At 58.7% G+C, this 19925-nt stretch carries 21 protein-coding genes; 14 read left to right on the top strand and 7 right to left on the bottom strand.

The window, feature by feature from the left end:
• The first annotated feature begins 116 nt into the window (after positions 1–116).
• The 5 genes from ppiA (at position 117) to argD (ending at position 3453) form a co-directional block, all read left to right on the top strand.
• Positions 117–689 carry a peptidylprolyl isomerase A gene (gene ppiA, locus BN3796_RS02990; protein ID WP_061706946.1) on the top strand — a complete coding sequence of 191 codons (573 nt, stop codon included), beginning with the start codon at positions 117–119 and terminating at the stop codon, positions 687–689.
• Between the two features lie 104 nt (positions 690–793).
• Entirely contained in the window at positions 794–961 is a 168-nt protein-coding gene (locus BN3796_RS19870; protein WP_073885055.1) for a YhfG family protein, read from the top strand.
• Positions 951–1553: a putative adenosine monophosphate-protein transferase Fic gene (locus tag BN3796_RS02995; protein WP_061706947.1), complete on the top strand. Its 603-nt coding sequence runs from the start codon at positions 951–953 to the stop codon at positions 1551–1553. Before BN3796_RS19870 ends, BN3796_RS02995 begins: the two co-directional genes overlap by 11 nt.
• A 29-nt stretch (positions 1554–1582) precedes the next feature.
• On the top strand, positions 1583–2146 hold the full coding sequence (gene pabA, locus BN3796_RS03000; RefSeq protein WP_061706948.1) for an aminodeoxychorismate synthase component 2: 564 nt from the start codon (positions 1583–1585) through the stop codon (positions 2144–2146).
• Positions 2147–2232: 86 nt separating this feature from the next.
• On the top strand, positions 2233–3453 hold the full coding sequence (gene argD, locus BN3796_RS03005) for a bifunctional acetylornithine/succinyldiaminopimelate transaminase (RefSeq protein ID WP_187374027.1): 1221 nt from the start codon (positions 2233–2235) through the stop codon (positions 3451–3453).
• Positions 3454–3482: 29 nt separating this feature from the next.
• Here argD and BN3796_RS03010 read toward each other — a convergent pair whose 3' ends face one another.
• Positions 3483–5570, bottom strand: a complete 2088-nt coding sequence (locus BN3796_RS03010; RefSeq protein ID WP_061706950.1) for a YccS/YhfK family putative transporter — start codon at positions 5568–5570, stop codon at positions 3483–3485.
• A gap of 57 nt (positions 5571–5627) precedes the next feature.
• Positions 5628–6260: a cAMP-activated global transcriptional regulator CRP gene (gene crp / locus BN3796_RS03015; RefSeq protein ID WP_000242758.1), complete on the bottom strand. Its 633-nt coding sequence runs from the start codon at positions 6258–6260 to the stop codon at positions 5628–5630.
• Positions 6261–6571: 311 nt separating this feature from the next.
• Here crp and BN3796_RS03020 point away from each other — a divergent pair, with 311 nt between their 5' ends.
• Positions 6572–6976 (top strand): OsmC family protein, encoded by a 405-nt coding sequence (locus tag BN3796_RS03020; RefSeq protein ID WP_061706951.1) that lies wholly within the window; start codon positions 6572–6574, stop codon positions 6974–6976.
• 85 nt (positions 6977–7061) lie between these two features.
• On the opposite strand, the gene BN3796_RS03025 is transcribed toward BN3796_RS03020, so the two are convergent.
• The 3 genes from BN3796_RS03025 to BN3796_RS03035 are packed head-to-tail and all read right to left on the bottom strand — an operon-like array spanning position 7062 to position 9198.
• A complete protein-coding gene (locus BN3796_RS03025; protein ID WP_061706952.1) occupies positions 7062–7931 on the bottom strand; it encodes a phosphoribulokinase in 870 nt (289 codons plus the stop codon).
• A 29-nt stretch (positions 7932–7960) separates the two neighbouring features.
• Positions 7961–8179 carry a YheU family protein gene (locus tag BN3796_RS03030; protein WP_061706953.1) on the bottom strand — a complete coding sequence of 73 codons (219 nt, stop codon included), beginning with the start codon at positions 8177–8179 and terminating at the stop codon, positions 7961–7963.
• Positions 8176–9198 (bottom strand): hydrolase, encoded by a 1023-nt coding sequence (locus BN3796_RS03035; protein WP_061706954.1) that lies wholly within the window; start codon positions 9196–9198, stop codon positions 8176–8178. The genes BN3796_RS03030 and BN3796_RS03035 overlap by 4 nt, the downstream gene beginning before the upstream one ends.
• Positions 9199–9454: 256 nt before the next feature.
• Between BN3796_RS03035 and mdcA the strand changes: the two genes are divergently transcribed.
• From mdcA to mdcH, 8 genes are all read left to right on the top strand, one after another.
• The gene (gene mdcA, locus BN3796_RS03040; RefSeq protein ID WP_061706955.1) at positions 9455–11110 is read left to right on the top strand and encodes a malonate decarboxylase subunit alpha; all 1656 of its coding nucleotides are present in this window, start codon (positions 9455–9457) and stop codon (positions 11108–11110) included.
• Positions 11110–11967 carry a triphosphoribosyl-dephospho-CoA synthase gene (locus BN3796_RS03045; protein ID WP_061706956.1) on the top strand — a complete coding sequence of 286 codons (858 nt, stop codon included), beginning with the start codon at positions 11110–11112 and terminating at the stop codon, positions 11965–11967. Before mdcA ends, BN3796_RS03045 begins: the two co-directional genes overlap by 1 nt.
• Before the next feature lie 9 nt (positions 11968–11976).
• Positions 11977–12276, top strand: a complete 300-nt coding sequence (gene mdcC / locus BN3796_RS03050; RefSeq protein WP_061706957.1) for a malonate decarboxylase acyl carrier protein — start codon at positions 11977–11979, stop codon at positions 12274–12276.
• On the top strand, positions 12269–13102 hold the full coding sequence (locus BN3796_RS03055; protein ID WP_061706958.1) for a biotin-independent malonate decarboxylase subunit beta: 834 nt from the start codon (positions 12269–12271) through the stop codon (positions 13100–13102). The genes mdcC and BN3796_RS03055 overlap by 8 nt, the downstream gene beginning before the upstream one ends.
• The gene (gene mdcE / locus BN3796_RS03060; RefSeq protein ID WP_061706959.1) at positions 13102–13902 is read left to right on the top strand and encodes a biotin-independent malonate decarboxylase subunit gamma; all 801 of its coding nucleotides are present in this window, start codon (positions 13102–13104) and stop codon (positions 13900–13902) included. Before BN3796_RS03055 ends, mdcE begins: the two co-directional genes overlap by 1 nt.
• A 122-nt stretch (positions 13903–14024) precedes the next feature.
• A complete protein-coding gene (locus BN3796_RS03065) occupies positions 14025–14984 on the top strand; it encodes an AEC family transporter (RefSeq protein WP_061706960.1) in 960 nt (319 codons plus the stop codon).
• 2 nt (positions 14985–14986) lie between these two features.
• On the top strand, positions 14987–15604 hold the full coding sequence (locus BN3796_RS03070; RefSeq protein ID WP_061706961.1) for a malonate decarboxylase holo-ACP synthase: 618 nt from the start codon (positions 14987–14989) through the stop codon (positions 15602–15604).
• Complete coding sequence (gene mdcH / locus BN3796_RS03075) at positions 15604–16500, top strand: malonate decarboxylase subunit epsilon (protein WP_061706962.1); 897 nt, start codon at positions 15604–15606, stop codon at positions 16498–16500. The genes BN3796_RS03070 and mdcH overlap by 1 nt, the downstream gene beginning before the upstream one ends.
• Before the next feature lie 529 nt (positions 16501–17029).
• On the opposite strand, the gene BN3796_RS03080 is transcribed toward mdcH, so the two are convergent.
• Together BN3796_RS03080 and BN3796_RS03085 are read right to left on the bottom strand one after the other, a co-directional pair.
• Entirely contained in the window at positions 17030–17962 is a 933-nt protein-coding gene (locus BN3796_RS03080; RefSeq protein WP_061706963.1) for a LysR family transcriptional regulator, read from the bottom strand.
• Between the two features lie 15 nt (positions 17963–17977).
• The gene (locus BN3796_RS03085; RefSeq protein ID WP_061706964.1) at positions 17978–19882 is read right to left on the bottom strand and encodes an ABC transporter ATP-binding protein; all 1905 of its coding nucleotides are present in this window, start codon (positions 19880–19882) and stop codon (positions 17978–17980) included.
• Positions 19883–19925: the final 43 nt, after the last annotated feature.

Below are 19925 nucleotides of genomic sequence, written 5' to 3' on the forward strand. Positions count from 1 at the left end.
GCGTAGTTAAATCTGTTTCAAATTCGTAAAATTAGGTAAAAGACTGGCCTGGGTTCATACTGCTCTTTAGAATCAAGCCATTCGCTTTCTTTACTGCGCTTTGTTAAGGAATCCTCATGCTCAAATCAACGCTGGCGGCTGTTGCAGCTGTGTTTGCCCTTTCTGCCGTTACTCCTGCCGCGCTGGCAGCCCAGGGCGACCCTCATGTTCTGCTGACCACCTCCGCCGGGAACATTGAGCTGGAACTGAATAGCCAGAAAGCTCCTGTTTCAGTGAAAAATTTCCTCGATTACGTTAATAGCGGCTTCTATAACAACACGACCTTTCACCGCGTCATCCCGGGCTTTATGATCCAGGGCGGTGGCTTTAACGAGCAGATGCAGCAGAAGCAGCCGAACCCGCCCATTAAAAACGAGGCGGATAACGGCCTGCGCAACACCCGCGGCACCATCTCTATGGCGCGTACGGCCGATAAAGACAGCGCCACCAGCCAGTTCTTTATCAACGTGGCCGATAACGCTTTCCTCGACCATGGCCAGCGCGACTTTGGCTACGCGGTCTTTGGCAAAGTGGTGAAAGGCATGGAAGTGGCGGATAAGATCTCGCAGGTGCAGACTCATGACGTCGGCCCTTACCAGAACGTGCCGACAAAACCGGTCGTCATCCTCTCCGCAAAAGTTCTGCCGTAACCTCTTTACGCGGGTGGTTCTCACCCGCGCATTCTCCTCCTCCCTGCGAAAGCGCGTTTTGCTGCTTATACTTGTGGCAAACGGACTCTTCAGGGAGGCAGCAAGTGAAAAAACTCACCGACAGGCAAAAAAACCGCATCTGGGAGCAGCAGCGCAATACCAATTTCCAGGCCAGCCGCCGGCTCGAAGGGGTGGACAGCCCGCTGGTTACGCTGACGGAACAGGAAGCGCAGGCGCGTCTTGAGGAGTTACGGAGGCACTATGAGCGATAAAATCGGCGATGACCGCGATCCCTACCTCTACCCCGGCCTTAACGTTATGCGCAACCGGCTCAGCATTCGCCAGGCCGATCGTCTGGAGCAGGCGGCTTATGAACTGACCGCGCTTCGCGCCGCGACAATGCCGCTGGGGCCGGCGGTGCGCGGACTGCCGCATCTGTGCGCCATTCATAAACATCTCTATCAGGATATTTTTGAGTGGGCGGGCGCTATCCGGGAGGTCGATATCTATCAGGGTGATACCCGCTTCTGCCATTTCGGCTATATCGAAAACGAGGGCAATGCGCTGATGCAGGCGCTGGAAGAGGAGGGCTACCTCACGGGGCTGGATCGCGAGGAGTTTATCGCCCGCTTAAGCCACTACTATTGTGAAATCAACGTGCTGCATCCGTTTCGCATTGGTAACGGCGTGGCCCAGCGGATCTTCTTTGAGCAGCTGGCGATCCACGCGGGCTATCAGCTGAGCTGGCAGGGTATCGATCCTGACGCCTGGGCGGCGGCGAACCAGAGCGGCGCGATGGGCGATCTGAACGACCTTATCGCCATTTTCAGTAAAGTGGTGAGCGAGGCGCGAGAATCTGAGTAAAATAGCGCGGTCTGAAACGAGGGGCCGCCATGATTTTACTGATCGACAACTACGATTCCTTTACCTGGAACCTGTACCAGTATTTTTGCGAGCTGGGGGCGGAGGTGGTTGTCCGACGCAACGACGAGCTGACCCTGGCGGAAGTGGCGACGCTGGCGCCGCAAAAAGTCGTTATCTCGCCGGGGCCATGCACTCCCGACCAGGCGGGCATTTCACTGGATCTGATTCGCCATTACGCCGGTAAGCTGCCGATCCTCGGCGTCTGTCTGGGCCATCAGGCCATCGCTCAGGCCTTTGGCGCCACCATCGTGCTGGCAGCGAAAGTCATGCACGGCAAAACCTCTCCGATAACCCATACCGGAACCGGCGTTTTTCAGGGCCTAAATCATCCTCTCACCGTGACGCGCTACCATTCCCTTGTGATTGATCCGCCGACGCTGCCGGACTGCTTTGAGGTCACCGCCTGGAGCGACACCCGGGAGATCATGGGTATTCGCCATCGCGACTGGGATCTGGAAGGGGTGCAGTTTCATCCGGAAAGCATTCTGAGCGAGCAGGGGCACCAGCTGCTGGCTAATTTCCTGAATCGCTGAATTGTTATTGCCTTGTTGTGATTTTTTATGCATATTTTGTGATTATATTTTCACTGTAATCGTGGCATAAAATGGGTGGGCATGACATGGCAACTGAACAATCAGCAATTACGCGCGCGACCTTCGATGAAGTTATTCTGCCGATCTATGCACCGGCTGAGTTTATCCCGGTAAAAGGCAAGGGGAGCCTGGTCTGGGATCAGCAGGGCAAAGAGTATGTCGATTTCGCGGGCGGGATTGCGGTCACGGCGCTGGGCCACTGTCACCCCGCGCTGGTGGAGGCGCTGAAAACCCAGGGCGAAACTCTCTGGCATACCAGCAACGTCTTTACCAACGAACCGGCGCTGCGACTGGGACGCAAACTTATCGACGCGACCTTCGCTGAACGCGTGCTGTTTATGAACTCCGGCACCGAAGCGAACGAGACGGCGTTCAAGCTGGCGCGCTATTACGCCACCACCCGCCATAGCCCCTATAAAACCAAAATTATCGCCTTCCATAACGCCTTTCACGGGCGCTCGTTCTTTACCGTCTCCGTGGGCGGACAGCCGAAATATTCCGACGGCTTCGGGCCAAAACCGGCCGATATTGTCCATGTGCCGTTTAACGATCTGCACGCGGTCAAAGCGGTGATGGACGATCATACCTGCGCCGTGGTGGTAGAGCCGATCCAGGGGGAAGGCGGCGTCACGGCGGCCTCGGCGGAGTTTCTGCAGGGACTGCGCGCGCTGTGCGATGAGCATCAGGCGCTGCTGGTGTTTGACGAGGTGCAGAGCGGTATGGGCCGCACCGGGGAGCTATTTGCCTATATGCACTATGGCGTGACGCCGGATATCCTCACCAGCGCCAAGGCGCTCGGCGGCGGCTTCCCCGTCAGCGCGGTGCTGACGACCGAAGAGATCGCCTCTGCATTTCACGTGGGCTCCCACGGCTCCACCTACGGCGGTAACCCGCTTGCCTGCGCTATCGCCGGCGCGGCGTTCGATATCATCAATACGCCGGAGGTGTTGAACGGCGTTAACGCGAAGCGCGAGCAGTTTGTTAACCATCTTCAGCGGATTGACGCGCAGCACGATCTGTTCAGTGACATCCGCGGCATGGGACTGCTGATTGGCGCAGAGCTCAGGCCGCAATATGCGGGCCGCGCCCGCGATCTCCTCCATGCCGCCGCCCAGGAAGGGGTGATGGTGCTTAACGCCGGGCCGAACGTTGTCCGCTTTGCCCCGTCGCTGGTGATAGATGAAAAAGAGATCACGGAAGGGATGACGCGGTTTGCCCTGGCGGTTGAGAAAATCGTTCGGGGATAATGCTCCGCATGGCCTGCCATCCGGCAAGGTCAGGATGATGCCCGCTTCAGGACGCGGGTGAGCCACACTCCATGATGCGGACGCTGGCGCCAGGCCACTGACGAAATAGTGTGCATGGCGCTCAGATGTCCCAATACGCGCTGCAGATGTTGCTCCAGGGTACTCATCGGCCCGTGGGTCAACGTTTCCGGCGCTTCCAGAATATTCGACTCTCCCGATTCGCCCGGCGCGTCATACTCGAGGCGCTGCTGGCAGCGCTGGAGTGCTATCTCGCAGGACTGGAGATAGCGCTCGGCCAGCGCCGGGGTCAGCATGGTATGCTCCCGCGCCAGGGTGGTCATGGCGTTAATATGCTCCACAATGAACTGGCTGTGCGTCACCCAGAGCTTCATATCCGCCAGATAGTCGGAATTAAATCCTGGCTCCTGCATCGCCTGGTTCAGGGAGTTGAACAGAGCGTTATGCGCCTGGTTTACCTTCATACGCTCATAGGCGAGCGGGGAGGGTTGCGGATCGCTGCTCAGGATGAGGCGTATCGCCCGCTGGTAGGCCTCCAGCGCGTCGTGAGCATTCTGGCGCAACAGCCCGCTCTGCCACTGCGGCCAGAGCCAGACCATGCCGCCAAAGGCGATCAGACAGCCAATCAGCGTATCGGCCAGTCGCGCGACAATATACTGCTCGCCGTTGAGCGTCAGCAGCTGCAGCGTATAAACCGCCGTCACCGTAAAGCCAACCGTCGCCCAGCCGTAGTTCTTGCGGATAATCAGGTAGCTGACCAGGGTGATAATGAGCATGGCCGCCAGGGTATAGCCCTCCGGCACGTGGAAGTGCAGCGTCACGCCCGCAATAATCAGCCCCGCCATGGTGCCGCCCGCCCGGTGGAGGATGCGTACCCGCGTCGCGCCATAGCCGTTTTGCGTGACAAACAGCACCGTCATTAAAATCCAGTACGGTTTTGGCAGGTGCAGCGCCATTCCCATCAGGCTGGCGATGCTCAGCATCACGCTGATGCGCGCGGCGTTGCGCAGGGCGGCGGATTTGAGTGAGAGATAGCTTTTCAGGGCGGGCAGCAGCGGCAGGCGCTTTTGCTTGTCGGCCATCAGATCGCGCGTGTAAAGCGGGCGCTGGGTGCGTAGCACGCGGGCGATACGGCTGAAGTGCCAGGCGCAGAACTGCCCCACCGGGTTATCAGGATGCTGGCGGGCAATCTTTTCCAGCGCGCCGAGCGGTTTGTCCATGGTGAAGCGGGTAGGGTAACGGTGATAGAGAATGTCATCCGCCAGCACCCGCAGGCGCTCCGAGACGATGCGCGCGTTCCAGCGGATCACCGCCTCGGCGTGGCTGCGCTCCACCAGCTTCTGCACCTCCTGCGGCTGGTGCAGGCTTACGGAGATATGCTCCTGCAGATCCAGGCCGACCTGAAAGGTACGCAATAACCGCTTGTACTCGTGATTGTTGTTGGCGGCGAGCATGTGAAGCTGCTGATAGCACTGGCTTATCAGATCGACCACCTTCTGCTGGCGCGTCAGCAGCGGGGGCAGGGCTTTTTCCGGGTCCGTATGCTGGGTCAGCAGGCTGTATTTCGCCTCGCAGTAATCGGCAAGCTGGCGATAGAGCAGGCTCAGGGATTCGCGCAGCGGCTGTTCGCGCCACAGCCAGAACCAGAACCAGTTGAATAACCCGTACCACAGCGTGCCGAGGGTGTAGATCAGCAGCGGCTCCCAGACGGGCATATTCCCGGCGAGGCTCAGGGTGAAGATGGCGGCAATCAGCGACGCAGGCAGCAGCCGCGCGTGCAGCGAGCCAATCTCTGCCGTGACGCCGAGGGTCATGGCCAGCACGGTGAGAATGACGGGCAGCGGAATATCGCGCATCAGCAGCAGCTGTACCGCCAGGCTACAGCCCGCAAACAGTGAACCGCCGACGATTAGCCGTTTGAAGAAGCGTTTATGGGGCGTGTCGAGACCGGCGATGTTGCAGCAGGCGGGAACAAGGGAGAAGAGCAGCCCCTGTTGCAGATGGCCCAGCATCAGCCCTACGGCCACGGGGAGGCAAAGCACCAGCGTTTGTCGCAGTGCGTAGTTAACTTCCGGGTGGTAAATCAGCCTTCGCCACATAGATGCCAGAGACAAAAACGGCGTGACATCCTGAGATGGCACGCCGTTTGTTCGGAATTAACGGGTTCCGTAGACGACGATGGTTTTACCGTGTGCGGAGATCAGGTTCTGATCTTCCAGCATTTTCAGGATACGGCCTACGGTTTCGCGGGAGCAGCCCACGATCTGGCCAATCTCCTGGCGGGTGATCTTGATCTGCATGCCGTCCGGGTGGGTCATGGCGTCCGGCTGTTTAGCCAGGTTGAGCAGCGTCTGCGCGATACGGCCCGTCACGTCCAGGAAGGCGAGGTTGCCCACTTTCTCGGAAGTCACCTGCAGGCGACGCGCCATCTGCGAGGAGAGGCGCATCAGAATATCCGGGTTAACCTGAATCAGCTGGCGGAATTTTTTATAGGAAATTTCAGCCACTTCACAAGCTGTTTTTGCGCGTACCCAGGCGCTGCGTTCCTGACCTTCTTCAAACAGGCCCAGTTCGCCGATGAAATCACCCTGGTTCAGGTAAGAAAGGATCATCTCTTTCCCTTCTTCGTCTTTAATCAGCACTGCCACTGAGCCTTTGACGATGTAGTACAACGTTTCCGCTTTTTCACCCTGGTGAATCAGCGTGCTCTTCGATGGGTACTTATGAATGTGGCAATGAGACAAGAACCATTCGAGAGTCGGATCTGTTTGTGGTTTGCCAAGCACCATGCGCTGTTTTCCTCTGTTATAAGCTGGCTCCAGAGCTCCCTGCGATCAACGATCTGGCTCCGGGGTTGCAAGAAGTCTTCCCTCTACCTGGGAATAAGGCTGTCGTTCACGTCGCAGCCTGTAATGATTGTTGTCCTCTGCATACATGTGCAACGTCAATGTATTACTGTAGCATCCCGAGTGTTTTAGCATAGCTTTCGCCGCCTGTCTCCTGGTGTCTCGCTTCAGCATGATACAGGTCGCCTTCCGTTGCCAGATTTGCCGCTCACGCGTAATCTGTGCTGAAAATTGCTAATCTGGAGTTAATAAAAATGCAAGCGCGTGTGAAATGGGTAGAAGGTTTAACGTTTCTTGGCGAGTCCGCTTCAGGGCATCAAATCCTGATGGATGGCAACTCCGGTGATAAAGCCCCCAGCCCGATGGAGATGGTGCTGATGGCGGCCGGCGGCTGCAGCGCCATTGACGTGGTGTCGATTCTGCAAAAAGGGCGCCACGAGGTGACCGATTGCGAAGTGAAGCTGACCTCGGAGCGTCGTGAAGAGGCACCGCGCTACTTCACGCACATTAATTTGCACTTCGTGGTGACCGGCAAGGCGTTGAAGGATGCCGCCGTTTCGCGCGCGGTGGACCTCTCTGCGGAGAAGTACTGCTCCGTAGCGCTGATGCTGGAGAAAGCGGTAAACATTACGCACTCGTATGAAGTGATTGAGGCTTAATGCTTTGGAGGGTGGCGCTTCGTCGGTCTACCCTACAAAAGCACAAACGCAGGCCCGGTAAGCGCAGCGCCACCGGGCAAATAACTCAAGCGATCTGTTTCCCTTCCATCAGCCGCTGTACCAGCGGCGTCATAATCAACTCCATAGCCAGCCCCATTTTCCCGCCAGGCACGACCAATGTATTCATATGGGAAATAAATGAGCCCTGCAGCATCGCCAGCAGCCACGGGTAGTCGATGTTGTCGAGATTGCGGAAATGGATCACCACAAAGCTCTCATCCAGTGACGGAATGCCTTTGGCGGCGAACGGATTGGAGGTATCCACCGTTGGCACGCGCTGGAAGTTAAGGTGAGTGCGGGAGAACTGCGGGGTGATGTAGTTGATGTAATCCTCCATGGAACGCACCACGGAATCCATCACCGCCTCGCGGGAGTGACCGCGCTCGCTGGTGTCGCGCACCAGCTTCTGGATCCACTCCAGGTTAACGATAGGCACCACCCCCACCAGCAGATCCACATGCTGCGCCACGTCATGCTGCGGCGTCACCACGCCGCCATGCAGCCCCTCATAGAAGAGTACGTCGGTTGGCTCCGGCAGCGGCTGCCAGGGGGTAAAGGTGCCCGGCACCTGATTCCAGGGTACCGCTTCGTCATAGGTGTGCAGATATTTTCGCGACTGGCCTTTACCGTGCAGGCCATATTCGACAAAGGTCTGTTGCAGCAGGCCGAAATCGTTGGCTTCCGGGCCGAAGTAGCTGATGTGCTTCCCGACATCGCGGGCTTTACGGATCGCCATATCCATCTCGGGGCGGGTATAGCGGTGAAAGCTATCGCCCTCCAGCTCGGCGGCGCGCAGGCCAAGCTGGGCGAAAATCTTGCGAAAGGCGAGGCTGGTGGTGGTGGTTCCCGCACCACTTGAACCCGTAACGGCAATAACCGGATGTCTGGCGGACATAGCAACTCCCAGAGTGATGAATGGCGCGTTCAGCCGCGAAACTGGTTGCGGGGCATGATGTTGACCGACTCGTGAAGTTCAGACCAGACCAGCACCACTTCGCCGCGCTGAAGCTGGCGTTTCACGTCGTCGACCTTTTGCTCGAGCGAACGTTCCTGCTCACCATAATCGGTGCCTTCGCGTAATACAAAGCTTTCAATCAGATTATCCAGCGTTTCGGGAGCCAGATCCTGCCAGGGAATAATCATGACGCTCTCTCCAGATAAGGGGTAAGCCAGTCGGGAATGCGCCTCTCCAGCCACATCTCCGGATGGCGCAGCGTGCCGCCAACGAAACCGACGTGGCCGCCGTGTTCGGTCAGCTGATACTCTACATTCGCGGGCAGATGCGCCGGCGCGGGAATAGAGTGGTGATCCATAAACGGGTCATCCTTCGCATGAATGATAAGCGTGGGCCTGGTAATCTGGTTTAGCAACGGCATGGCGCTGCACTGGCGATAGTAGTCTGTCGCATCGGCGAAACCGTGAATTTTCGCGGTGATCAGGTCATCAAACTCACGGATACGGCGCACGCGCTTAAGCTGTTGCAGGCTTACCGGCAGGCTATCCGGGTAAGCTTTCAGCTTCCGCGAGGCGTTCGCCTTCAGCAGATTTAACAAATAACGCTGATAGACACGTGAAAAGCCCTTTTCCATATGATAGCTGCACTGCTCCAGCATGAAGGGAGCTGAAACGATCACGGCGGCGTCCAGCGGGACGTCATTCCCCTCTTTAGCCAGCAGGCAGGCGAGCATATTGCCGCCCAGGGAGTAACCAACGGCGGCGGTCGGCACCGCGCCAAAGGTGTTGCGCAACCAGTGCAAAAACCAGCTGCCATCTTCCGTTTCGCCGGAGTGGTAGATGCGTTTCTGGCGGTTCGGCTCCCCGCTACATCCACGAAAATGCATCACTACACCGAGCCAGCCGCGCGCGCGGGCGGCATTGATCAAACCGTGCGCGTAGGGGCTGTGCAGGCTGCCCTCCAGTCCGTGAAATACCACCAGACGCGGCTTATGCGCCGCCTGTTCCGGCGCTTCGCTCCAGGCCAGATCGACAAAATCACCATCCGGCAGGTCAAGGCGCTGCCAGTGAGGGGAAAACTGAAGCCTGCGGCGAATTAAGCGCGGCAGCATGGTTTGCAGATGTCGGTTCGCCACGCCGCGCATCGGCACAAACGTGGCGCTCTCCTGGCAAACCTGCCCGAGGTCGGAAGGGATAATATGAGTCATAACGTTGCGATAATCATTTTTGAGAGCCGTTAACTATACCTTTGTTAGCGGCGACTGTTTATGAAAACGAGGGGTTAATTCGGCGCCTTTCATCCTCCCGCCCATCTGAATCGATCCATGTCACAAAAAATTATTCTATTTATTACTCTCAGGCTAATGATTTAGCTCTACGCTTAATTGATGCCTTTCTCGCCAGAGTGCACACTTTACTCAACGTCAAGCAAATCAAAAGATGTGCTTAATCAGGAGGTTAATAATGTTATCTGGGCAAACACCGACCCGGGTCTGGAACACTCGACGCACTGAGAAAGCGCGCCGTCTGGCTTCAGTACCGGTGCAGGGCAAGGTTCTGCCGACCGGCGATCTGGTCGCCATGCTGGAAAAACTGATCGCACCCGGCGACAAAGTCGTGCTGGAAGGGAACAACCAGAAGCAGGCAGATTTCCTCTCCCGCTCGCTGGCAGAGGTTAACCCGCAGACCATTCACGACCTGCATATGATTATGCCGAGCGTGGGCCGTAGCGAACATCTGGATATCTTCGAGAAGGGGATCGCCCGTAAGCTGGACTTCGCTTTCTCCGGTCCACAGAGCCTGCGCATCGCGCAGCTGCTGGAAGATGGCCAGCTCGAAATCGGCGCAATTCATACTTACATCGAGCTTTATTCCCGTCTGTATGTCGATCTCTCGCCAAACGTGGCGCTGATCGCGGGCTTTAAAGCGGACCGCAAAGGTAACCTTTATACCGGCGCGAGTACGGAAGATACGCCAGCGCTGGTTGAAGCGGCCGCCTTCCACGACGGAATTGTCATCGCCCAGGTGAACGAACTGGTGGATGACGAGTGCGATCTGCCGCGCGTGGATATCCCTGGCTCGTGGATCGACTTTGTGGTGGTGGCTGACAAGCCGTTCTTTATCGAACCGCTTTTCACCCGCGACCCGCGTCTCATCAAGCAGGAACATATCCTGATGGCGATGATGGCCATTAAAGGCATCTATGCGGAACATCAGGTGCAGTCCCTTAACCACGGTATCGGTTTTAACACCGCCGCGATTGAGCTGCTGCTGCCCACCTACGGCGAACAGCTGGGGCTGAAGGGCAAAATCTGTAAGCACTGGACCCTTAACCCGCATCCGACGCTGATCCCGGCGATTGAAAGCGGCTGGGTTGAGAGCGTGCACTGCTTCGGCGGCGAGCTGGGGATGGAAGAGTACATCCGCGCCCGCCCGGACATCTTCTTCACCGGTGCTGACGGCTCGATGCGTTCTAACCGCGCCTTCTGCCAGCTGGCAGGGCAGTACGCGGTAGATATGTTCATCGGCTCTACGCTGCAGGTGGATGGCTACGCTAACTCCTCTACCGTGACCCGCGGTCGTCTCTCCGGCTTTGGCGGAGCGCCAAACATGGGCCACGACCCGCACGGCCGTCGTCATGCGACACCGGCCTGGCTGAATATGATCACCGAACCCGATCCTATGCAGCGCGGTAAAAAGCTGGTTGTGCAGATGGTGGAGACCTTCCAGTCGGGCGTTAAGCCAACCTTCGTGGAAAAACTGGACGCCGTTGACGTGGCGAAAGCCTCCGGAATGCCGCTGGCGCCGGTAATGATCTACGGCGATGACGTCACCCACGTGCTGACCGAAGAGGGTATCGCTTACCTCTACCGCGCCGACAGCCTGGAAGAGCGCCGCGCGATGGTCGCCGCGGTTGCCGGTATTACCGATATCGGTCTGGGCGTTGATGCGGCGCGCGTTGCCGAGCTGCGTCGTAGCGGCAAAGTGGTCTATCCGGAAGATATGGGTATTCGTCGTACCGACGCCACCCGCTCACTGCTGGCGGCCGGCAGCGTTGCCGACCTGGTGGAATGGTCCGGCGGTCTTTATAACCCGCCTGCAAAATTCCGGAGCTGGTAATGAAACTTCTGCCCCGGATCCAGGTTGAAGGCGGTGCCGAATGGCTGGCGCGAACCGCCACGCAGTGTCTGATTGACGAAGCGCGACTGAGCCCGAAACCCGGACTGGTGGACAGCCGGGGGAACGGCGCGCATCTCGATCTGTCGCTTGCGCTGATGGAGCGTTCTGCGCGCAGCCTGACCCCGACTTTCCAGGCGCTGGCTCAGCAGAGCTGGCAGCGCCCGGCAGATATCTCGCTCAGACAAACCGTAGGGCGTCTTGGCCGGGAAGGTGAACGGCAGATGATGCTCGCCACCGACGGCGTAAATACCCACCGTGGCGCGATTTGGGCGCTGGGGCTGCTGGTCAGCGCCGTGGCGATGCTGGGAGGAACGGGCAGGGCGGACGCCATTACCCGCACCGCGGCGGAGCTGGCGATATTGCCGGACAGCGCCGCGCCGAAAACCTTCAGTAAAGGGCTTCGCGCCACCCACCGCTATCGCGTGCCGGGTGCCCGCGAAGAGGCGCAGCAGGCGTTTCCGCATGTGATGCAGCACGCGCTGCCGCAGCTGCGACAGAGCCGTCTGAATGGCAGCAACGAGACACACGCCCGGCTGGATGCGCTGATGGCGATCATGACCTCGCTGACCGATACCTGCGTGCTTTCTCGCGCAGGCATGGAAGGCCTGGAAACTATGCAGCTCGGCGCCCGCACGGTGCTTCAGGCAGGCGGTACCGCTCAGCCTGAAGGGCAACGCGCGCTGGCCGAACTGGATCGCCGGATGCTGGCGCTGAACGCCTCCCCGGGAGGCGCGGCAGACCTGCTTGCCGCCACGCTGTTCCTTGACCGCATCGAGACGCCTTACATTGCGAATTAAGAGGATGTTATGGAAAAAATCACATTAACCATGCCCGCCAGCCGTGAATTAAGCGGCAGGGCGCTGGCAGGGGTTGTTGGTTCTGGCGATATGGAGGTGCTTTTCACCGCCGAACAGGGCCAGACCTTAACGATCGATATCACCACCTCCGTCGACAACAGCCGTAACCGCTGGGAAGCGCTGTTCAACCGACTGCAAACCACCAGCAGCCTGCCTGCCGGCACGCTGACGATTCATGATTTCGGCGCGACTCCCGGCGTGGCACGCATTCGTATCGAACAGGTTTTTGAAGAGGTGAGCTATGCGTGACGATCGTAGTTTTATCGAACTGAAAGCGCGTGCCCGTGCGCAGGCGCTGCTGGATGACGGCAGCTACCGTGAACTGCTGGATCCGTTTGAAGGGATCGCTTCACCGTGGCTGGGGCCGCAGGGCATTGTCCCGCAGGCGGATGACGGCATGGTTGTCGCAAAAGGCACCATTAACGGTAAACCTGCGGTGGTCGTTGCTATCGAAGGGGCTTTCCAGGGCGGCAGTATGGGTGAAGTCTCTGGCGCCAAGATGGCGGCAGCGCTGGAGCTGGCAGCGGAAGATAACCGCAACGGCATCCCGACTCAGGCGGTACTTTGCCTGGAAACCGGCGGCGTGCGTCTGCAGGAAGCGAACCTTGGCCTGGCAGCGATCGCCGATATCCACGCGGCGATTGTCGACCTGCGTCGTTACACCCCGGTTATCGGGATTGTGGCGGGTACCGTCGGCTGCTTCGGCGGGATGTCAATTGCCGCCGCGCTCTGCAGCTACCTGATTGTGACGCGTGAAGCGCGTCTGGGTCTTAACGGCCCGCAGGTTATCGAACAGGAAGCGGGCATTCAGGAATATGACTCCCGCGATCGTCCGTTTATCTGGAGCATGACCGGGGGTGAAGTTCGTTACCAGAGCGGCCTCGTGGATGCGCTGGTAGATGACGGCATCAATGCGGTGAAAAAGGCGATGAACGACGCTATCGCGAAAGGCGTGCCGGCGAAACACCGTACCGACAATTATGACGATTACCTGACGCGTCTGACTCAATTCGACACCCGCAAACAGGCTGATGCCGAACAGATTAAAGCGCTCTTTGCCCGGGAGGTGAAATGATGACTGGCTCAGTAAGCCGTGGCGAATTATGGCTTGAAACCCTCGCCCCGAACGCAAAACGTCTTGAAGGGCTCTGCCCGTCCGTGCAGGCAGCTGACGGTGAGCTTAATGGCGAAACGGTACGTTTTATCGCCGTGGTGCCCGATGCGAATAACCACTATCCACGTGCAGCCCAGGGTGAAGTCGGTCTGCTGGAAGGCTGGACTCTGGCGAAAGTGGTTAGCGAAACCGTCGCGGCGGACGCTGATAAAGCGGTAAAACGCCCGATTATCGCCGTGATCGACGTCCCAAGCCAGGCTTATGGCCGTCGTGAAGAGGCGTTCGGTATTCATCAGGCGCTGGCTGGCGCCGCCGCGGCGTATGCCAACGCGCGTCTGGCTGGCCATCCGGTGATTGGCCTGATCGTGGGGAAAGCGATGTCCGGCGCGTTTCTGGCGCACGGCTACCAGGCTAACCGCCTGATCGCCTTCAACGATAAGGGCGTGCTGATCCATGCGATGGGTAAAGAGTCCGCTGCGCGTATCACGCTGCGTACCGTTGAGGCGCTGGAAAAACTGGCGGCGACTATCCCGCCGATGGCCTATGACGTTAGCAACTACGCCACGCTGGGGCTGCTGGAAAATCTGCTCGATATCAGCAACCCGGACGCCCCTTCCGCTGACGATCTGGCGCTGGTGAAAACCACGCTGGAAAACTCCATCAATGACGCCCGCCAGGATGCGACGCTGAAAAACCGACTCGGCGCCGACAACCGCCGCAGCTCTGCTCTTGTACGCGAACGTATGCGAGCAAGCTGGTAAGTACAACAGACCTGCCGGATATGACTTTCCACGGGCGCCCCGCGGCGCCCGCAAAGGGGAGCATGTCCTGAAAATAATAATCATCGCACGTGCTAGCGAATTTTCTTTACTACAGGTGATTTATGACTTACGTGATTGTTCATGCTCTTGCACCGATTTTCATCATCATGCTACTGGGTTTCTGGGCCGGTAAAGCAAAGATGGTGGATAATAAAAATGTCTCCTTACTCAATATCTTTGTAATGGATTTCGCCCTGCCGGCCACGCTGTTTAGCGCGACGGTACAGACGCCGTGGTCAGGCATCGTGGCGCAGTGGCCGCTGATTGTGGTCCTGACCCTGGCGATGTGGATCACCTACGCCGCGATCTATTTCCTTGCGACCAGCGTCTTTAAAAAATCACCGCAGGATGCCGCCGTGCTGACCCTGACCGTGGCGCTGCCGAACTACGCCGCGCTGGGCTTGCCGATTCTGGGCAGCGTACTGGGTGAAGGTGGTGCTACTTCTCTCTCCGTCGCGGTCTCTATCGCCTGTGGTTCCGTACTGATGACGCCGTTCTGCCTGCTGATTCTGGAGCGTGAAAAAGCGCGTGCCGAAGGGAATAACACCGGTTCTACGCTGGCGATGCTGCCGGTGCTGATGTGGCGCTCCCTGAAAAAACCGATCGTAATGGGTCCGCTGCTGGGGGTTATCCTCTCCGCTATCGGTATTAAAATGCCGGAGCTGCTGCTGGCGGCGATTAAACCGCTGGGCCTCTCCGCAACGGCTGCCGCACTGTTCCTGACCGGTGTGATTCTGTCGGCCCGTAAGCTGAAAATTAATACCATGGTTATCACCTCCACCATCGCCAAGCTGCTGATCCAGCCTGCGATTGCCTGGGGTATCGTGCTGGTCATGGGTCTGCACGGTTCGGTGGCGATTACCGCTATCCTGATGATCGCGCTCTCTGCCGGCTTCTTCGGTGTGGTATTCGGTAACCGCTTTGGCGTGCAGTCGCCGGATGCGGAAGCGGTACTGCTCCTGAGCTCGGTTCTGTGTATCCTGTCGCTGCCGCTGTTTATCTCGCTGACTTCAGGGATCTGATAATGACCACAACATATCGACCGCACGACCTTATCTGGCTTAACGCGCGTGATGCGCTGGAAGGTATCACCGAATCCTGGGTGGATGAGGTGTGGCATGCCGGCCTGCCGGTGGTGGTGCGTCGGGATGTTGATGGTGATAACCGTATTCCCGTCGGCGTGCGTGGCTTAAAGCGCCACCAGCGCGCGGCGGGATGGGTGAAGCCCGACGCCGTGGTGCGCGTGGTGTCCCCCGAAACGCTGGGCGAGGCATCGTTGCTGCTGCGCTCGTCCTTTATTTCTCAGCCCCCGGTTCAGGTAGCCCTGCAGCTTGCGCAGCAGGCGTGGCCGTGGACGTGGGGTATTACCGGCAGCACAGGTTATGCGCTGGCGACCGGCATTCCGGTTATTCATGCCGCCAGCGATCTCGATCTGCTGATTCGCGCCCCGCAGCCTCTGGCGCGCGACGCGCTGGCTGTCTGGCAGGATGCGCTTGAAAATGCGCTCTGTCGCGCCGATACCCAGGTGGATACGCCGGAAGGCGGTTTTGCGCTGGCGGAGTGGCTGCGCGACGGAAAAACGCTGCTGAAAACAAGCCGTGGACCGCGTCTGGCGACCGATCCGTGGCGCAGGGAGGAGTGATGAAAATCGTTTTTACTTTTCCAGGGCAGGGAACGCAGCATGCGGGCATGCTGCAGAATCTGCCGGGAGATGAGATGGCGCAGGCGCGCGAGGTACTGGGCGCAGAAACCGATACGCTTGATTCACCCGCCGCGCTGGAGCATACCCGCGCGGTACAGCTCTCTCTGCTGATTGCTGGTGTCGCCTGGGCGCGCGAGCTTGAGCGGCGCGGCGTGGCGCCGGATATTGTCAGCGGTCTTTCTATCGGGGCGTATCCGGCGGCGGTGGTCGCAGGCGCGCTCGACTTTACCGACGCGCTGCGGCTGGTCGCGCTGCGCGGCGATTTGATGGAGCAGGCCTACCCGCACGGCTACGGCCTGACGGCGATTATGGGGCTCACCCTGCCGCAGGTGGAAACGCTGATTGAGGGGACTGGCACCTATATCGCCAACCTGAACGCCGAAACGCAAATTGTTATTGCCGGAACGGACGAAGGGATGGCACAGGTGGCGGAACGCGCGCTGGCGAAAGGGGCGAGCAAAGCCCGTCGCCTGGCGGTGAGCGTTCCGTCGCATTGCGAATTGCTTCACGAGCCGGCCCTTAAGCTGGCTGAGGCTTTCAGCCGGGTAACACTCTCTCGTCCCCGCTGCGCCTGGCTGAGCGGCAGCACCGGACGCGTGCTGTGGCAGCCGGAAAAAATCGCCGACGATCTGGCGATGAATATGGCCCGCACGGTGCGCTGGCAGGAGGCGATGATTTCCGCCAGCGAACGTGACGGTCGGCTGGCAATTGAGATGCCGCCCGGCGGCGTGCTCACCTGCCTGACGCGCCAGGCGGCCTGGAAAGGGGAGGCTATCTCTCTGGAGCGCAGCGGCGTGGATGTGGCGGTGCATCTGGCGAAGCGGCTGAGCGCGTGATCTGTTGCCCGGTGGCGCTTCGCTTACCGGGCCTACGGGTAGCGGTGTGTTTGATTTGCAGGCCGGGTAAGACGCAACGCGTCGCCACCCGGCAATTTGCCCGGTGGCGCTTCGCTTACCGGGCCTACGGGTAGCGGTGTGTTTGATTTGCAGGCCGGGTAAGACGCAACGCATCGCCACCCGGCAATTTGCCCGGTGGCGCTTCGCTTACCGGGCCTACGGGTAGCGGTGTGTTTGATTTGCAGGTCGGGTAAGACGCAACGCGTCGCCACCCGGCAATTTGCCCGGTGGCGCTTCGCTTACCGGGCTTACGGGTAGTGGTGTGTCTGATTTGTAGGCCGGGTAAGACGCAACGCGTCGCCACCCGGCAATTTGCCCGGTGGCGCTTCGCTTACCGGGCCTACGAGTAGTGATGTGTTTGATTTGTAGGCCGGGTAAGACGCAACGCGTCGCTTACCGGGCTTACGGGTAGTGGTGTGTCTGATTTGTAGGCCGGGTAAGACGCAACGCGTCGCCACCCGGCAAGCGGTCAGACAAGATCCTGCAAACTGCGCGCGTACATGCGCCCTTCCGCGGCCAGCGCCCGCAGGCTGGGGTCCTGCTCGCGATTGCGGGCAAAGACAATGGCAATAAGCTGCTGCATCTGATAGGGCTCAGCGAGCTTCAACAGTTGCAACGAGTTTTCATAAACTTTTTTCATTCTGCCGGGCATCAGAGTAAATCCCACTCCGGCCTGCACCAGGCTTAACATCGAAAAAATGTCGTTAACCCGGGTGACAATCTCCGGCTCAAATCCGGCGATATGAAACGCTTCCTGAAAACCTGCATAGGTGGCAAACCCTTCCGCCAGCGCGACAAATTTCTGATCTTTATAATCCCGCAAATCGGCAAGCTCGCGGGTGTTAAGCGTGGCGGAGGCGGGAGCGGCCAGAAAAATATCGTCATGAAACAGCGGAAGTACCTCCAGGCTGTTACGATCGATATCGCTCTCGGAGATAGAGATGAGAATGGCATCCAGCGACCCCTCCTGCAGCATATGCAGGAGCATATCGTTGGAGCCCATCGTCAGATCCATTTCAAGGTCCGGGCGGCGCAGCTTCATTCCCATGATCAGCCGCGGCACCGTTTCCAGCGTCAGCGAATAGAGCGTGCCGACGCGCAGACGACCCTGGCCCACGCCAGCGACTTTGCGCGCCTCTTCCAGCCCGCGATCGAGGATCTGCGCCATCTCCTGGCAATACTCCAGCAGTGTCCATGCTGAGGGGAGCGCGATCAAATTACGGCCTTTATGGGTGAACAGCGGGCAACGGACGTTCTCTTCCAGCGTGTGAAGCGCGCGATGCACGCTCACGCCGCTCAGATTCAGCGCCTCTGCGGTGCGCGCAATTGTCCCTTTTTCCATAAAGGTCATGAATATAACGAGTTTACGAACGGTAAGGTCATTGTTTATGTCGAAACTCATAGCTCTCCTGCTCTGTTAGTCGCTTTGTAGCATCGCTTCCAGCTGTTCCTGTGCCTCCAGCCAGGCCATCTCGCACTCTTCCAGGCTCGATTTGGTTTTCGCCTGGGTTTGCAGACACTCTGTCAGCTCGGCTTTACGGCTCTGGTCGTAGAGATCGCTGTCGCCCAGCTTCTCCTCTACTGCTGTAAGCGTGGCGTTAAGCTTTTCCATCTCTTTTTCCAGACGCGCGATCTCTTTACGCAGCGGCTGCGTCTGAGTGCGCAATTCCGCCTCGCGGCGCTTCTGATCTTTACGCGCCTGGGCGCTGTTAGCATTCTCTTTTGGCGCTTCTGTCGGCTGGCTCTCCAGCTTCTGCACATCGCTCAGCCACTGTTGGTAATCTTCCAGATCGCCATCAAACGGTTCGACTTTGCCATCGTGCACCAGATAGAGATCGTCGGTGGTGGAGCGGATCAGGTGACGATCGTGCGACACCACCACCAGCGCCCCTTCAAATTCTATCAGCGCTTCGGTGAGCGCCTGGCGCATATCGAGATCCAGGTGGTTAGTCGGCTCATCGAGCAGCAGCAGATTAGGGCGCTGCCAGACGATAAGCGCCAGCACGAGACGGGCTTTTTCACCGCCTGAGAAGCGGGCGGTCTGTTCCGTGACTTTATCGCCCTGGAAGCCGAAACCGCCGAGATAGTCGCGCAGCTTCTGCTCCAGCTCCTGTGGCGCCAGGCGCGCCATATGCTGCAACGGCGATTCGTCCGCGCGCAAAAATTCAAGCTGATGCTGGGCAAAATAGCCAAGCTTGATCCCTTTTGCGAGGCCAATTTCTCCGCTGACTGGATTAAGCTCACCCGCCAGCAGTTTAATCAGCGTCGATTTACCTGCTCCGTTGCGACCCAGCAGGCCAATGCGCGAGCCGGGTACCAGGTTAAGCTTAATGGAGTCGAGAATAGTGCGATCGCCATAGCCCGCGCTCACCTTCTCCATCTTCAGCAGCGGGTTCGGCAAGCTTTCCGGGGCGCGGAAGCTGAAGTGGAACGGATTATCCACATGCGCCGGAGCGATCATCTCCATCCGCTCCAGCATCTTGATGCGGCTCTGCGCCTGTTTGGCCTTTGACGCTTTCGCCTTGAAGCGGTCGACAAAACTTTGCAGGTGCGCCACGCGCTGCTGCTGGCTCTCGTACATCGCCTGCTGCTGGGCGAGTCGGGTGGCGCGCTGGCGTTCAAACGAGCTGTAGTTGCCGGTGTACTCGAACATCGACTGCTGCTCAATATGGATGATCTTATCCACCACCGGGTCGAGGAAATCGCGGTCATGGGAGATCAAAATCAGCGTGCCCTGATAGCTTTTCAGCCATTTTTCCAGCCAGATCACCGCATCGAGATCGAGGTGGTTGGTCGGTTCGTCAAGCAGCAGCAGGTCGGAGCGGCAGATTAGCGCCTGGGCAAGGTTCAGACGCATACGCCAACCGCCGGAGAAGTCACTCACCGGACGTTCGAGCTGCTCGTTGCTGAAGCCAAGGCCGTGCAACAGGCTGGAGGCGCGGGAGCGGATGGTCCAGGCGTCGATGGCGTCGAGCTTGCCGTGGACGGTGGCGATAGCGTTGCCGTCGTTACGCTCGTTGGCCGCGTGGAGTTCCGCCTCGAGCTTGCGGTATTCGCGATCGCCGTCGATAACATAGTCGAGCGCCGGTACGCTCAGGGCGGGCGTCTCCTGGTTTACCCAGGCGAGCTGCCAGTTGCCGGGAAAGGTGAAACTGCCGCCGTCAGCGGTGATCTCATTTTTCAGCAGGGCAAGCAGGGTGGATTTGCCGCAGCCGTTTTTTCCCACCAGGCCCACTTTCTGCCCGGGATTAATAGTGGCCGTCGCGTTATCCAGCAGAACGCGTACGCCGCGACGAATTTGTAACGAGGAGAAAACAATCATAGAGCGCCGTATGTTCCGACTATGTTAATTTGTCATTATGATA

It is taken from the genome of Pseudenterobacter timonensis (assembly GCF_900021175.1).
GTDB classification, from domain to species: Bacteria; Pseudomonadota; Gammaproteobacteria; order Enterobacterales; family Enterobacteriaceae; genus Enterobacter; species Enterobacter timonensis.

Coding starts and splice junctions, on each gene's coding strand:
- ppiA (WP_061706946.1), top strand. CDS start 117: ATGCTCAAATCAACGCTGGCGGCTGTTGCAGCTGTGTTTGCCCTTTCT.
- BN3796_RS02995 (WP_061706947.1), top strand. CDS start 951: ATGAGCGATAAAATCGGCGATGACCGCGATCCCTACCTCTACCCCGGC.
- pabA (WP_061706948.1), top strand. CDS start 1,583: ATGATTTTACTGATCGACAACTACGATTCCTTTACCTGGAACCTGTAC.
- argD (WP_187374027.1), top strand. CDS start 2,233: ATGGCAACTGAACAATCAGCAATTACGCGCGCGACCTTCGATGAAGTT.
- BN3796_RS03010 (WP_061706950.1), bottom strand. CDS start 5,570: ATGTGGCGAAGGCTGATTTACCACCCGGAAGTTAACTACGCACTGCGA.
- crp (WP_000242758.1), bottom strand. CDS start 6,260: ATGGTGCTTGGCAAACCACAAACAGATCCGACTCTCGAATGGTTCTTG.
- BN3796_RS03020 (WP_061706951.1), top strand. CDS start 6,572: ATGCAAGCGCGTGTGAAATGGGTAGAAGGTTTAACGTTTCTTGGCGAG.
- BN3796_RS03025 (WP_061706952.1), bottom strand. CDS start 7,931: ATGTCCGCCAGACATCCGGTTATTGCCGTTACGGGTTCAAGTGGTGCG.
- BN3796_RS03030 (WP_061706953.1), bottom strand. CDS start 8,179: ATGATTATTCCCTGGCAGGATCTGGCTCCCGAAACGCTGGATAATCTG.
- BN3796_RS03035 (WP_061706954.1), bottom strand. CDS start 9,198: ATGACTCATATTATCCCTTCCGACCTCGGGCAGGTTTGCCAGGAGAGC.
- mdcA (WP_061706955.1), top strand. CDS start 9,455: ATGTTATCTGGGCAAACACCGACCCGGGTCTGGAACACTCGACGCACT.
- BN3796_RS03045 (WP_061706956.1), top strand. CDS start 11,110: ATGAAACTTCTGCCCCGGATCCAGGTTGAAGGCGGTGCCGAATGGCTG.
- mdcC (WP_061706957.1), top strand. CDS start 11,977: ATGGAAAAAATCACATTAACCATGCCCGCCAGCCGTGAATTAAGCGGC.
- BN3796_RS03055 (WP_061706958.1), top strand. CDS start 12,269: ATGCGTGACGATCGTAGTTTTATCGAACTGAAAGCGCGTGCCCGTGCG.
- mdcE (WP_061706959.1), top strand. CDS start 13,102: ATGACTGGCTCAGTAAGCCGTGGCGAATTATGGCTTGAAACCCTCGCC.
- BN3796_RS03065 (WP_061706960.1), top strand. CDS start 14,025: ATGACTTACGTGATTGTTCATGCTCTTGCACCGATTTTCATCATCATG.
- BN3796_RS03070 (WP_061706961.1), top strand. CDS start 14,987: ATGACCACAACATATCGACCGCACGACCTTATCTGGCTTAACGCGCGT.
- mdcH (WP_061706962.1), top strand. CDS start 15,604: ATGAAAATCGTTTTTACTTTTCCAGGGCAGGGAACGCAGCATGCGGGC.
- BN3796_RS03080 (WP_061706963.1), bottom strand. CDS start 17,962: ATGAGTTTCGACATAAACAATGACCTTACCGTTCGTAAACTCGTTATA.
- BN3796_RS03085 (WP_061706964.1), bottom strand. CDS start 19,882: ATGATTGTTTTCTCCTCGTTACAAATTCGTCGCGGCGTACGCGTTCTG.